Below are 11,943 nucleotides of genomic sequence, written 5' to 3' on the forward strand. Positions count from 1 at the left end.
TCAAACGAACGCCAGCCTAACAGACCAGCGTGCCGGGAAAGCTTTCCGGTTCATCGCCGGACAGCGGCAGCGCAGCATTGTACGCGGTGATCAGCTCCCGGGCGTATTCGGCCTGGTCATTGTCCACCGCCAGGCCCAGCAGGCCGTAGATCGGCAATTCTCCCGTGGCGCCCACCAAGTCGCGGCCCACCAGATGCGCCTCGACGCCTTCGCTGGCGAGCATGCCTTGCAGCAACTCGCCTTCCATCAGGTTTTCCGGTTCGTAGATGCGCTGCATGGGTGCCCCTCACTCATTTTCGCTGAAGACTTCCAGAAACCAGTCCTCTCCATGAACCTGCAACACGAATGTGATCGGCCGACAACACACCTGACAGTCTTCGATATAGGTCTGATCGCCGCCGGACAAGTCCACCGTCGTTTCGACTGTTTCACCACAATACGGGCATTCATAAAGCGCAGTTTCCAGCATCGCGGTCTCCCAGGTGACTTGTGCGTATAATCGCCGGTCTATTTGCAGGGCTATTTTTGCCTGACTACTTTTTCAGACCGTGCCCTGCTGGTTTTCGATCAAAACCTTTACTTACCCTAGCCGTTTCTAACAAGAGAGCATGATGGGCGAATTCGATGCCATCCGACCTTACGACGATAGCGAAGTCCCAGCGGTGCTGGCGCGACTGCTCGGCGACAAGGCGTTTCTAGATATCCTCACCCACTTCCGCTTCCCGCGTTTTGCCGGCGCCTTGGGCTGGGCGCTCAAACCCCTTATAGCTCATCGACTGCGCCGCGAGTTCGCCGGCATCACATCGGTGGCCACCTTGCAGGACAAAGTCGAGTACTACGTCGACCACACCATCGAACGCGCCACGGACGGAGTGACATACACCGGTGTGGAGCAGTTCAAGACCGGCAGCGCCTATCTGTTCATCGCCAACCACCGTGACATCGTGATGGACCCGGCCTTCGTCAATTACGCCGTGTACCACGCCGGCCTGCCGACCCCGCGCATCGCCATCGGTGACAATCTGCTGCAGAAGCCTTTTGTCAGTGACCTCATGCGCCTGAACAAGAGCTTCATCGTGCACCGTTCGATCACCGGTCGGCGCGAGAAGATGGCGGCGTACCAATTGCTGTCGGCGTACATCAACCATTCGATCCGCAACGATTGCGCCTCGATCTGGATCGCCCAGGCCGAAGGCCGGGCCAAGGACGGCGACGACCGTACCGAGTCGGCGATCCTCAAGATGTTCCACATGAGCCGCAAGGACGAGCCGTTCGGTGAAGTCATCCGTTCGCTCAACCTGACCCCCGTGTCGATCAGCTACGAGTACGATCCGTGCGACCAGGCCAAGGCCCGCGAACTCTACATCCGCGCCACCACCGGCAGCTACACCAAGGCCCCCGGCGAGGATGACGTGAGCATCGCCAAGGGCATCACCGGCTACAAGGGTCGGGTGCACGTGAACTTTGCGGCGCCCATCACCGAGCTGTTCGAAGACACCAAGCAATTGGCGATCGAGATGGACAAGCAGATCCTCGGCGGTTATCGCCTGTTCCCGGTGCACTACCTGGCCTACGCCCAATGGCAGAATGCCGACCCGCAACTGCAGGTACCGCGCGCCAGCGAGATTTTCCCGGCCGACGAACTGGCCAAGGCCCAGGACCAATGGCAGCAACGCCTGGATGCCTGCCCCGAGGAACATCGTCCGTTCCTGGTGCTGCAATACGCCACCCCGGTGCGCAATCAGTACCGGGTCAAGGCTGGATTGCCGCTTTAACCGCGGATACGACAACGGCGCCCTCGGGCGCCGTTTTTATTGGTTTGACCTGTAGGCGCTGCCGCAGGCTGCGATCTTTTGCTTCTAGACCTGGGTGCTGATCCACGACACCAGCAACGCCAGCGCCATGCAGGCAAAGCCAAAGCGGTAGAAAAACCGATTCATGCGCAGGGTTGCCCAATCCAGCGTCGGCTCCTGGCTTGGGCTGCTCTGGCGTTGCGATTGCAGACTGGCCATTGCGCGCTGTTCGCGGCGACGGGTGGCGTGCAGCAACCAACCGCCCGGGAAGGCCAGCAGCAGGGCCAGCAGATTGATCAATTTGGCGGGATGGGCGGTAAACAGCGTCATCAAATGCAGCGACATCACAAACCTCAAACGAAACCGGGGGCGGCAGGCACCTCACCGGTGACCGCGGGCGAATTCTACCGAAAGCCTGCGTCCCTGCCCTGCCTTTCCGACAATTAACGATTCAAATGACCAGTGGCCATGAAAAAAGCCCGGGGCCATTGCTGGCGCCGGGCTTGGGGGCATCTGGCGAATGTTTTACTCGCCGAGAACCTGACCCACGGTCGGGTCCTTGAACAAGCGGGTCAACGCATCGCTCAACACGTCGCTGACCAGCTTGGTGTTGGTTTCCTGATTCGGCGCCATGCCGAAACGCTGGTCCAGGGACGCGCCATAACGACCGCTGTAGCGACGGTTGGCATTCTGCACATCGGAGCGGAAGGTCGCGCCAATGGTTGCCTCGGTCACGTACATGCCCTCTTTGGGCGACTGGTACTTCAATTCGGCCAGCGTCACGGTGATCTGCGGCGCGTTCGCCGCATTGGCCGTCGGGGTGAAGCCCAGCAACCGCACGGCCGCTTCGGCCTGCGCCTGCAGTTTCGGCAAGATCTGCGCGCCCTGCACGGTAATCGCGCTGGTCTCCGGGTACAGGCCGCCACGGGTGCCCAGGGTTGGCGACGGACGACCGTCGACCACGCGCACCACCACCGGCTGGCCGCGGCCGACCGGCGCCAGTTGGGCCGTCAGCTTGGGTTCCGGGTTCAGTTGTTGCGGGCTGTGGGCGCAGCCGACCAACGTCAAGCTGGTCACAGTGATCAAACCGAACAACAGGCGTTGCAACATACTCTTCTCTCCAGAATCAGGCACTAACAGGCTCGCAGTATAGCGGTGCGCCGCTGCAGCGAACCAGCGCAACAATTGAGGAAAGTTCTGACAAATCTTTCAGAATCCGCTGCCTGTCACGCACCTGTCATCACCCATACACTTGTGCGTCACGGCTCGCTGGCACTCTTCTCAGCAGTCCCCCACAAGGTACTTCGCCATGCGCTTTCTCGTCTCGCTGTTCGCCCCACGCCCACGGCACCGCAGCTTTGCCCTGCTCGACAGCAACGGCCTTTGCCAGGCATTCAAGCAGTGCAGCCTCCAGCCCATGGGCGATGGTTGGGTCGAAATCGAAGAAATTCGCCTCAACTGGCTGCAGCAACCCCTGCCCGCCAGTGCCCGCGTGGGCCAGCATCCACCTCGTTCACAGGCTCGGCAGCTGATGGCGACCTGACCAGACGCCTAATAAAAGTCATTAAACACGACCAATTCCCTGCGTTTCTTCGCTACAATCTCCCCCCGATTATAAGGACGTCTCCTGATCGGGCCTCGCAGCATCGTCATTGCTTCGGTTTTGGCACCCCGCACCGCCCACAGAGAGCCGCCCACACAGATCGAGTGAAGCTGGCGCGCTTGCTGTTCCTCAAGCACAACACCACTTTGCGCGAATCTGCAGAGCTGTCATTACGCTCGGTCACTGAGCTGTTTGCCCGTATCGCCTGCCTGGAATTTCCTGGCGGCGGACCATTCGGGCACGGTGCCAGGCTGGGACAGCCCTTTTTTGAGGTTCACGTCTTCAAAAGAGCGTGAAAAAAACGGGTTTTCACAACTTCACAAGAGTGTGGCGAGCAAATGAATAGTTTTGCGTCTGAATATGCACCATTAGCGTCCAGTACAGCCCAACGACACAGGACCGAGTACACCTCGAATACCGGAGCCTGAAGCCTGTCCGCTACGGATTTGGTTGCACAAGCGGGTGTATCGACCATAAGTCGAATTGCCAGTCGCACGTTGAAATGAGTTCATAGGGCTCTTAGTAAACCCGGCCGGTAGCATCCGTCGAAGTTGCGAAAAATTGCGAAGATTCGGACATGGCGATACTGCCATGAGTTCGAGGGGCATCACTGACTCGCCCCGGAACGCCTGGCAGCCATGCCGACAATTTGGTGCTGCAGATTTTGGAGACGCGTTAAATGGCGCATAACGAAGCAGTCGACGTAGTACTGGTTGGGGCCGGCATCATGAGTGCCACCCTCGCAGTACTGCTCAAAGAGCTCGACCCCGCGATCAAGCTGGAAGTCGTCGAGCTGATGGATTCCGGTGCCGCGGAGAGTTCCAACCCGTGGAACAACGCCGGTACCGGTCACGCCGGCCTGTGCGAGCTGAACTACACGCCGCAGGCTGCCGATGGCACCGTCGACATCAAGAAAGCCGTGCATATCAACACCCAGTTCGAGGTGTCGAAGCAGTTCTGGTCGTACCTGACCAAGAAAGGCACGTTCGGCTCGTGCAAATCGTTTATCAGCCCGGTGCCACACCTGAGTTTCGTGCAGGGCGAAAGCGGCGTGTCCTTCCTCAAGGAACGCTTCAACGTGCTGAGCAAGCACCACGCCTTCGCCGACATGGAATACACCGAAGACAAGGCCAAGATGGCCGAGTGGATGCCGCTGATGATGCCGGGGCGCGATCCTGGCGAAACCCTGGCGGCCACTCGCGTGATCAACGGTACCGATGTCAACTTTGGCGCCCTGACCAACCAACTGCTCAAGCACCTGACCAGCGCTCCCGATGCCCAGGTCAAGTACTGCAAGCGCGTGACCGGTCTCAAGCGCAACAACGGTGGCTGGACCGTCAGCATCAAGGACGTCAACAGCGGCAACACCCGTGAAGTCGACGCCAAGTTCGTCTTCCTCGGCGCGGGCGGCGCGGCGTTGCCGCTGCTGCAGGCTTCGGGCATCGAAGAGAGCAAAGGCTTCGGCGGCTTCCCGATCAGCGGCCAATGGCTGCGTTGCGACAACCCGGAAGTGGTCAAGCACCATCAGGCCAAGGTCTACAGCCAGGCTGCCGTGGGCTCGCCACCGATGTCCGTGCCGCACCTCGATACCCGTGTCGTCGACGGCAAGAAATCCCTGCTGTTCGGACCTTACGCCGGCTTCACCACCAAGTTCCTCAAGCACGGCTCCTTCATGGACCTGCCGATGTCGGTTCGCGCCGGCAACATTGGCCCGATGCTGGCGGTGGCGAAAAACAACATGGACCTGACCAAGTACCTGGTCAGCGAAGTGATGCAGTCGATGGAGCAGCGCCTGGAATCCCTGCGTCGCTTCTACCCTGAAGCGAAAGCCGAAGACTGGCGCCTGGAAGTCGCCGGCCAACGGGTGCAGATCATCAAGAAAGACCCGAAAAAAGGCGGCGTCCTGCAATTCGGTACCGAACTGGTCGCGGCCAAGGACGGCTCCCTTGCCGCCCTGCTCGGCGCCTCGCCAGGTGCCTCGGTGACGGTTTCGATCATGCTGGAACTGATCGAAAAATGCTTCCCGGGCAAAGCCAAGGGCCAATGGGCTGCCAAACTGGCAGAGATCTTCCCGGCCCGGGAGAAAGTCCTGGAAACCGACGCTGCGCTGTATCGCAAGATCAATGTGCAGAACAACGTTGCCCTGGAACTGGTTGAAGAAAGCAGCGAGACCCCAAGCTTCGCTTGATTCGGCCGCATAAAAAACGCCCCGTCCATCAATGATGGCGGGGCGTTTTTTTATGCCGCCTGAATGATCTTAGCCGCGAGCCTTCTCGATCAACTCGATGTAATCCGGGGCATTGCGTTGATCCTTGATCAGGGCAACGAAGTCATTGCCGTGCTCGTCCTTGCCGTTCACGTCATAACCTGCCTCGACGAAGAACGTCAGGAAACGCTCGAAATCGTCGATCCGCAGGCCACGATAGGCCTTGACCAGCTTGTGCAGGGACGGGGAAGTCGCGTCGACCGGCTCGAAATCGAGGAACAACTTGATCTGCTCATCGCCGATCTCGTCACCAATCACTTGTTTCTTATCTTTACGCATTGCCGACTCCAGCTCGCAGACATTTCACGGGGCGGGCAGTTTACCCCTGCGCGGGCGCCGGGCTCAACGCGGACGAACAGCCCCGGTGTGCAGATCGGCCCAGATGTGGCCGTTGGCGTAGCTGAGGAACTGGCAATACACCGTATCGTTGCGCAACAAGTCGATAATCACCCGATATTGAGCCAGCGGGTAATAAAGCGTCAGGGTTTTGCTCTTGTCGTCGTAGAGCGGCTTTTTCAGGCTTTTGCTTTCGCCATCGAAATTGACCAGCACCTGACTGATGGTGGCGCCCTTGTTCAAGGATTTGCCCTTGAGGCGAATCATCAGCGGCGAAGTAATGGGGATCGGCTGCTGGCTGGACTGGCGCTGATTGCCGACCACCACCGAATATTCGGTGACTTGCAGCAGCTGTTGTTGCTCGGGTTCGGCATCACGCAGGGTCAGGTCGTCCGGCGGCAGGAACTGTGCGTGCATGGGGGCCGGGGCGGCGGCCAGGGGCAGGCTGAGGGTCAGCAACAGGGCGGCACAGCTGCGGATCAGAAAGCTCATGACAGGCTCCGGAATCGGGGCTGAGCACTCTAGCATGGGATCTGTGAACACGATCCATTGTGGAAGCGAGCCTGCTCGCGAAAGCATCGGCACATTCAGCATGAATGTGTCAGTGAAACCGCTATCGCGAGCAGGCTCGCTCCCACAGGAAGAACATCACTCGAACTGCGCGCGCATCCAGGCTTGATACTCGGCAACACCAGGTTCGCCTTCACGCGGCGCCCAGTGCGCCAGCTCGCCTTCGCCCACCGGACGATACGGACCCGCCTTGCACTCGAACATCAGGCTGTCGGCTTCGAGCACAACCAGGCCATGGAACACACCGGTCGGCAAGTCCACGCCGACACAATCGCCGCCAGCCTGCAGCACCTGCTTTTTCACCACCGCGCCGGTCTCGTCGAAAATCAACAGCCCGAGCCGGCCCTTAAGGACCAGCAAGGTCTCGGCCTTGTTGTCACCCAGGTGGCGGTGCGGCGGTATATAGGTGTTCGGTTGCAGCCCTACCGCCATCCGGTGGCAGGCATCTTCCATCTGGTGGAAGTTATGATGCTGGCGTCCACGGGGATTGGTCACGGCTTTCTCGGCCAATTCAGTGAACAGCGTTTGATCAAGAAAGCTCGGTGTGGCCATTGCTTACATTCCTTTAACGGCAAAAATCCCGTTGGCGTTACGCCAGTAGCCTTTGTAGTCCATGCCGTAGCCAAAGATGTAACGATCGATGCACGGCAAACCGACGAAATCGGCCTTCAGGTCCGGGCGAGCCTTGCGGTCGTGGTCCTTGTCGATCAGCACGGCGGTGTGCACTTTACGCGCGCCGGCGTGCTTGCAGAAGTCGATGATAGCGCCGAGGGTATGACCTTCGTCGAGGATGTCGTCGATGATCAGCACGTCACGGTCGATGAACGACACTTCCGGCTTGGCTTTCCAGAACAGCTCGCCGCCGCTGGTTTCGTTGCGATAACGGGTGGCGTGCAGGTAGGACGCTTCCAGCGGAAATTGCAAGTGGGTGAGCAGTTTGCCGGCGAAAATCAGGCCGCCGTTCATCACGCAGAAAACTACCGGGTTGCTGTCCGCCAGTTGATCGTTGATGTGCGCACCGACGCGGGCGATGGCCGCCTCGACTTCAGCTTCGGTGTACAGGCAGTCAGCCTCTCGCATGATTTGACGGATATGCTCGAGATCAGCGGACATGGCGCTCTCCTGGGAGGGGTGGCAGTTTCGGAAAAGCGGGCAAAGGTACGCATCAAGTGAGGCCAGATCAAGCGTTTGTGGACTAACGTACTCTATGTCTATAGGACATCACCCTCGGATAGATTAATCTAGGCCGTTTTTTTTGCCCGCCGCCGGAGCCTTTCCCATGCCCATCCTCGAGATCCGCCACCCGCTGATCCGTCATAAACTTGGCCTGATGCGCCGCGCAGACATCAGCACCAAGAATTTCCGTGAACTCGCTCAGGAAGTCGGCGCACTGCTGACCTATGAAGCCACCAAAGACCTGCCGCTGGAAACCTACGATATCGAAGGTTGGTGCGGCACCGTGTCGGTGGAGAAAATCGCCGGCAAGAAAATTACCGTAGTACCGATCCTGCGCGCCGGTATCGGCATGCTCGAAGGCGTACTCAGCCTGATCCCGGGTGCCAAGGTCAGCGCCGTGGGCGTGGCCCGCAACGAGGAAACCCTCGAAGCCCACACCTACCTCGAGAAACTGGTACCGGAAATCGACGAACGCCTGGCCATGATCATCGACCCGATGCTCGCCACCGGCGGCTCGATGGTTGCCACCATCGACCTGCTGAAAAAAGCCGGCTGCAAGGACATCCGCGCCATGGTGCTGGTCGCTGCACCCGAAGGTATCGCCGTGGTCGAGAAAGCTCACCCGGACGTGATCATCTACACCGCTTCCATCGACCAGAAACTCAACGAACACGGTTACATCATCCCGGGCCTGGGCGATGCTGGCGACAAGATCTTCGGCACCAAGCAGAAGGACGCGTGAGCATGCAGCAAGAGTTCAACGATCCGCTCTGGCGCACGGTGCTGTCTGGCGCCCAGATGCTGTTCGTGGCCTTCGGTGCCCTGGTGTTGATGCCGCTGATCACGGGTCTGGACCCGAACGTGGCACTGTTCACCGCAGGCCTGGGGACAATTCTGTTCCAGGTCGTTACCGGGCGTCAGGTGCCGGTGTTCCTGGCGTCGAGCTTCGCCTTCATCACCCCGATCATTCTCGCCAAGGGCCAGTTCGGCCTTGCCGCGACCATGGGCGGGGTGATGGCGGCCGGTTTTGTCTACACCTTCCTCGGCCTGGCGGTGAAAATCAAAGGCACCGGCTTCATTGATCGCCTGCTGCCGCCGGTGGTGATCGGCCCTGTGATCATCTCCATTGGCCTGGCCATGGCGCCGATCGCCGCCAACATGGCGATGGGCAAGGCCGGTGACGGCAGTGAGCTGATTCATTACCAGACGGCGATGCTGATCTCGATGCCAGCACTGCTGACCACCCTGATCGTCGCGGTGTTCGGCAAAGGCATTTTCCGCCTGGTGCCGATCATTTCCGGCGTGCTGGTGGGGTTTGCCATGGCGTTCTACTTTGGCGTAGTCGATACCGCGAAGATTGCCGCCGCCCCCTGGTTCGCCATTCCGCACTTCACTGCGCCGGAATTCAACTGGCAGGCGATTCTGTTCATCGTTCCGGTGGCCCTGGCCCCGGCCATCGAGCACATCGGCGGCGTGATTGCCGTAGGTAGCGTGACCGGTCGCGATTACCTGAAGAAGCCTGGGTTGCATCGCACCCTGCTCGGCGATGGCATTGCCACCACCGCCGCCGGCCTGTTCGGCGGTCCACCCAACACCACGTACGCCGAAGTCACCGGCGCGGTGATGCTGACCAAGAACTACAACCCGAAAATCATGACCTGGGCAGCGATCTTCGCCATCAGCCTGGCGTTCATCGGCAAGTTCGGTGCGCTGCTGCAAAGCATTCCGGTGCCAGTGATGGGCGGGATTCTCTGCCTGTTGTTCGGCTCGATTGCGGCCGTGGGGATGAACACGCTGATTCGCCACAAGATCGACCTGGGCGAAGCACGCAACCTGGTGATCGTCTCGGTGACCCTGGTGTTCGGCATTGGTGGCGTGCTGGTCGGTACCGGCACAGGCCCGGACGACTTCGGCCTCAAAGGCATCGCGCTGTGCGCGGTGGTGGCGATTGCGCTGAACCTGATCCTGCCGGGCAATGACAGCTGGAAGCACAAGAAGACTGAAGAGCCGCTGATCTAAGCCAGCCTTGAGGACGCCTTCGCGGGCAAGCCCGCTCCCACAGGGTCAGTGCAAAACCTGTGGGAGCGGGCTTGCTCGCGAAGGCGTTCCGACGATGCTTTTAGAGCACCAACGGTGCCCTTTCGCACAACGCACTCAACGCCTTCGCCCACTGCGGGTCATCGTTGAGGCACGGCACCAGCACCAACTCCTCCCCCCCCGCTTCGCGGAACTGCTCCAGCCCGCGATCGCCTATTTCTTCCAGCGTCTCGATGCAATCGGCGACGAAGGCCGGGCACATCACCAGCAATCTCTTGACCCCACTCTTGCCGAGTTCATCAAGGCGCGCCTCGGTGTAGGGCTCGATCCATTTTGCGCGACCCAAACGCGACTGGAACGACACCGACCACTTGTCCTCCGGCAGCCCCAGGCGCTTGGCAAACTCGGATGCCGTGCGCAGGCATTGGGCGCGGTAGCAGGTCGCCAATACTTCTGGCGAGGCGTTCAGACAGCAATTATCGCTTTTGAAGCAATGGTGGCCGGTAGGGTCGATCTTGGTCAGGTGCCGCTCCGGCAAACCGTGGAAGCTCAACAACAGGTGATCGTAATCCTGCTGCAGATACGACTTGGCGCTGGCAACCAGCGCGTCGAGATACTCCGGTTGATCGTAGAATGGCTGGAGAATCGAAAACTGCACATCCAGCCGTTTTTCGCGCACCACCCGTTTGGCTTCCTCGATCACCGTGGTCACGGTGCTGTCGGCGAACTGCGGATAGAGCGGTGCGAGAGTGACCTTCTTGTGCCCCTGGGCCGCCAGTCGTACCAGCATCGACTCAATCGATGGCTCGCCATAACGCATCGCCAGCTCCACCGGACCGTGGGTCCACCGGGCAGCCATGGCGTGTTGCAGCCGGCGACTGAGCACCACCAACGGCGAGCCCTCCTCCCACCAGATCGACGCGTAGGCGTGAGCTGACTGTTCCGGGCGCTTGAACAGAATCAGAGACACCAGCATGCGTCGCACCGGCCACGGCAAATCGATCACATACGGGTCCATCAAAAATTGATTGAGGTAACTGCGCACATCCGCCACCGAAGTGGAGGCAGGTGAGCCCAGGTTGACCAGAAGCAACGCGTGATCGGTCATGCAACGTCCTATTTCAAAGGCGGCTGGACAAGTCGTCCAGGGCCGCGCGCAAATCAGTGAACTGGAAAGTGAAACCCGCTTCCAGCAAGCGAGCCGGCACGGCCTTCTGGCCGCCCAGCAACAGCAAAGACAACTCACCCAGGCACACCTTCAAGACCAGGGTCGGCACGGGCATGAACGACGGGCGATTCAGTACGCTGCCCAGCGTCTTGGCAAACTCTCGGTTGCGCACCGGGCTGGGCGCGCACGCATTATAAGGACCACTGGCACTTTCCCGATGCAGAAGAAAATCAATCAGGGCGATTTGATCCTTGATATGAATCCACGGCATCCACTGCCGGCCACTGCCGATAGGCCCGCCCAGCCCCAGTTTGAAGGGCAGCAACAGGCGCGACAAAAAGCCGCCCTCTGCCGACAACACCAGGCCGGTGCGAATGAAGATCACACGAATGCCCAAGGCTTCGGCACGCTGGGCGGTTTCCTCCCAGGCGATGCATAACTGGCTGGCGAAATCATCGATGACCGGTGGCGAATCCTCGGTCAGTTCACGCTCACCACCATCGCCGTACCAGCCGACCGCGGACCCCGAAATCATTACCTGCGGTTTCTGTTCTCGGCTTTCAAGCCAGGCCAGCAGGGTTTCGGTCAGGGTGATACGGCTGCTCCACAACAGCGCCTTGCGCTTGTGGGTCCACGGGCGATCGGCAATCGGCGCGCCGGCCAGATTGACGATGGCGTCCACCTGGTCTTGCCCGAGCTCGTCAAGTCGCGCGATACCACGCACCTGGGCACCGCAGATTTTCGCGACTTTTGCAGGCGTCCGGCTCCAGACTGTAAGGCGATGCCCCTGGCTCAACCAGTGCCGGCAGAGCTGACGTCCTATCAAACCAGTACCGCCGGTCAGCAATATGTGCATGACTTCTTCCTCGCGTGGCGTTTTACCCTGATCACTAGTCTATTTTTATAAGCAAGGGATCTTTTGGTATCGGGCAGGCTCTGTGTTTAACAATAGGCCAAGCTGTCAGAACGAGAACGCTGAAAGTTATACCAAAAA

Annotated in this window: 15 protein-coding genes; 5 read left to right on the forward strand and 10 right to left on the reverse strand. The window is 59.8% G+C overall.

From position 1 onward, the window contains the following. Positions 1 to 16: 16 nt before the first annotated feature. Together NQL71_RS16985 and NQL71_RS16990 are read right to left on the reverse strand one after the other, a co-directional pair. Positions 17 to 277 carry a putative signal transducing protein gene (locus tag NQL71_RS16985; RefSeq protein ID WP_046818981.1) on the reverse strand — a complete coding sequence of 87 codons (261 nt, stop codon included), beginning with the start codon at positions 275 to 277 and terminating at the stop codon, positions 17 to 19. Between the two features lie 9 nt (positions 278 to 286). Further along, entirely contained in the window at positions 287 to 469 is a 183-nt protein-coding gene (locus NQL71_RS16990) for a CPXCG motif-containing cysteine-rich protein (protein WP_046818980.1), read from the reverse strand. Positions 470 to 608: 139 nt separating this feature from the next. Here NQL71_RS16990 and NQL71_RS16995 point away from each other — a divergent pair, with 139 nt between their 5' ends. After that, on the forward strand, positions 609 to 1,775 hold the full coding sequence (locus tag NQL71_RS16995) for a 1-acyl-sn-glycerol-3-phosphate acyltransferase (RefSeq protein WP_274643044.1): 1,167 nt from the start codon (positions 609 to 611) through the stop codon (positions 1,773 to 1,775). Between the two features lie 84 nt (positions 1,776 to 1,859). Here NQL71_RS16995 and NQL71_RS17000 read toward each other — a convergent pair whose 3' ends face one another. Next, complete coding sequence (locus NQL71_RS17000) at positions 1,860 to 2,138, reverse strand: hypothetical protein (protein WP_046818978.1); 279 nt, start codon at positions 2,136 to 2,138, stop codon at positions 1,860 to 1,862. A gap of 180 nt (positions 2,139 to 2,318) precedes the next feature. Next, the gene (locus NQL71_RS17005; RefSeq protein ID WP_046818977.1) at positions 2,319 to 2,903 is read right to left on the reverse strand and encodes a YajG family lipoprotein; all 585 of its coding nucleotides are present in this window, start codon (positions 2,901 to 2,903) and stop codon (positions 2,319 to 2,321) included. 199 nt (positions 2,904 to 3,102) lie between these two features. Here NQL71_RS17005 and NQL71_RS17010 point away from each other — a divergent pair, with 199 nt between their 5' ends. Continuing rightward, positions 3,103 to 3,336: a hypothetical protein gene (locus NQL71_RS17010; RefSeq protein WP_046818976.1), complete on the forward strand. Its 234-nt coding sequence runs from the start codon at positions 3,103 to 3,105 to the stop codon at positions 3,334 to 3,336. A 739-nt stretch (positions 3,337 to 4,075) separates the two neighbouring features. Then, on the forward strand, positions 4,076 to 5,584 hold the full coding sequence (mqo, locus tag NQL71_RS17015) for a malate dehydrogenase (quinone) (protein WP_046818975.1): 1,509 nt from the start codon (positions 4,076 to 4,078) through the stop codon (positions 5,582 to 5,584). A gap of 69 nt (positions 5,585 to 5,653) precedes the next feature. Here the strand turns inward: mqo and NQL71_RS17020 are convergent, their stop codons facing one another. The 4 genes from NQL71_RS17020 to NQL71_RS17035 form a co-directional block, all read right to left on the reverse strand. Next, positions 5,654 to 5,941 carry a PA4642 family protein gene (locus NQL71_RS17020; protein WP_015096805.1) on the reverse strand — a complete coding sequence of 96 codons (288 nt, stop codon included), beginning with the start codon at positions 5,939 to 5,941 and terminating at the stop codon, positions 5,654 to 5,656. A gap of 63 nt (positions 5,942 to 6,004) precedes the next feature. After that, positions 6,005 to 6,490: a hypothetical protein gene (locus NQL71_RS17025; protein ID WP_046818974.1), complete on the reverse strand. Its 486-nt coding sequence runs from the start codon at positions 6,488 to 6,490 to the stop codon at positions 6,005 to 6,007. A gap of 156 nt (positions 6,491 to 6,646) precedes the next feature. After that, positions 6,647 to 7,120 carry a WbuC family cupin fold metalloprotein gene (locus NQL71_RS17030; protein WP_274643045.1) on the reverse strand — a complete coding sequence of 158 codons (474 nt, stop codon included), beginning with the start codon at positions 7,118 to 7,120 and terminating at the stop codon, positions 6,647 to 6,649. A gap of 3 nt (positions 7,121 to 7,123) precedes the next feature. Beyond that, entirely contained in the window at positions 7,124 to 7,681 is a 558-nt protein-coding gene (locus NQL71_RS17035; RefSeq protein ID WP_046818972.1) for a hypoxanthine-guanine phosphoribosyltransferase, read from the reverse strand. A gap of 166 nt (positions 7,682 to 7,847) precedes the next feature. Between NQL71_RS17035 and upp the strand changes: the two genes are divergently transcribed. Both upp and NQL71_RS17045 read left to right on the forward strand, forming a co-directional pair. Continuing rightward, positions 7,848 to 8,486: a uracil phosphoribosyltransferase gene (gene upp / locus NQL71_RS17040; RefSeq protein WP_008060213.1), complete on the forward strand. Its 639-nt coding sequence runs from the start codon at positions 7,848 to 7,850 to the stop codon at positions 8,484 to 8,486. A 2-nt stretch (positions 8,487 to 8,488) separates the two neighbouring features. After that, positions 8,489 to 9,763 carry a uracil-xanthine permease family protein gene (locus tag NQL71_RS17045; protein WP_274643046.1) on the forward strand — a complete coding sequence of 425 codons (1,275 nt, stop codon included), beginning with the start codon at positions 8,489 to 8,491 and terminating at the stop codon, positions 9,761 to 9,763. A gap of 100 nt (positions 9,764 to 9,863) precedes the next feature. On the opposite strand, the gene hemH is transcribed toward NQL71_RS17045, so the two are convergent. Beyond that, complete coding sequence (gene hemH / locus NQL71_RS17050; RefSeq protein ID WP_274643047.1) at positions 9,864 to 10,889, reverse strand: ferrochelatase; 1,026 nt, start codon at positions 10,887 to 10,889, stop codon at positions 9,864 to 9,866. 13 nt (positions 10,890 to 10,902) lie between these two features. Beyond that, positions 10,903 to 11,805 (reverse strand): TIGR01777 family oxidoreductase, encoded by a 903-nt coding sequence (locus NQL71_RS17055; RefSeq protein WP_046818969.1) that lies wholly within the window; start codon positions 11,803 to 11,805, stop codon positions 10,903 to 10,905. Between the last annotated feature and the right edge of the window lie 138 nt (positions 11,806 to 11,943).

This window comes from Pseudomonas serbica, assembly GCF_028823535.1.
GTDB lineage: Bacteria > Pseudomonadota > Gammaproteobacteria > Pseudomonadales > Pseudomonadaceae > Aquipseudomonas > Aquipseudomonas serbica.

What these genes read in the sequence shown, in the direction of transcription:
- NQL71_RS17010 (WP_046818976.1), top strand. Translation starts at nt 3,103, where the DNA reads ATGCGCTTTCTCGTCTCGCTGTTCGCCCCACGCCCACGGCACCGCAGC.
- NQL71_RS17035 (WP_046818972.1), bottom strand. Translation starts at nt 7,681, where the DNA reads ATGTCCGCTGATCTCGAGCATATCCGTCAAATCATGCGAGAGGCTGAC.
- NQL71_RS17030 (WP_274643045.1), bottom strand. Translation starts at nt 7,120, where the DNA reads ATGGCCACACCGAGCTTTCTTGATCAAACGCTGTTCACTGAATTGGCC.
- NQL71_RS17000 (WP_046818978.1), bottom strand. Translation starts at nt 2,138, where the DNA reads ATGTCGCTGCATTTGATGACGCTGTTTACCGCCCATCCCGCCAAATTG.
- NQL71_RS17045 (WP_274643046.1), top strand. Translation starts at nt 8,489, where the DNA reads ATGCAGCAAGAGTTCAACGATCCGCTCTGGCGCACGGTGCTGTCTGGC.
- NQL71_RS16995 (WP_274643044.1), top strand. Translation starts at nt 609, where the DNA reads ATGATGGGCGAATTCGATGCCATCCGACCTTACGACGATAGCGAAGTC.
- NQL71_RS17020 (WP_015096805.1), bottom strand. Translation starts at nt 5,941, where the DNA reads ATGCGTAAAGATAAGAAACAAGTGATTGGTGACGAGATCGGCGATGAG.
- NQL71_RS16990 (WP_046818980.1), bottom strand. Translation starts at nt 469, where the DNA reads ATGCTGGAAACTGCGCTTTATGAATGCCCGTATTGTGGTGAAACAGTC.
- hemH (WP_274643047.1), bottom strand. Translation starts at nt 10,889, where the DNA reads ATGACCGATCACGCGTTGCTTCTGGTCAACCTGGGCTCACCTGCCTCC.
- NQL71_RS17005 (WP_046818977.1), bottom strand. Translation starts at nt 2,903, where the DNA reads ATGTTGCAACGCCTGTTGTTCGGTTTGATCACTGTGACCAGCTTGACG.
- NQL71_RS16985 (WP_046818981.1), bottom strand. Translation starts at nt 277, where the DNA reads ATGCAGCGCATCTACGAACCGGAAAACCTGATGGAAGGCGAGTTGCTG.
- NQL71_RS17055 (WP_046818969.1), bottom strand. Translation starts at nt 11,805, where the DNA reads ATGCACATATTGCTGACCGGCGGTACTGGTTTGATAGGACGTCAGCTC.
- mqo (WP_046818975.1), top strand. Translation starts at nt 4,076, where the DNA reads ATGGCGCATAACGAAGCAGTCGACGTAGTACTGGTTGGGGCCGGCATC.
- NQL71_RS17025 (WP_046818974.1), bottom strand. Translation starts at nt 6,490, where the DNA reads ATGAGCTTTCTGATCCGCAGCTGTGCCGCCCTGTTGCTGACCCTCAGC.
- upp (WP_008060213.1), top strand. Translation starts at nt 7,848, where the DNA reads ATGCCCATCCTCGAGATCCGCCACCCGCTGATCCGTCATAAACTTGGC.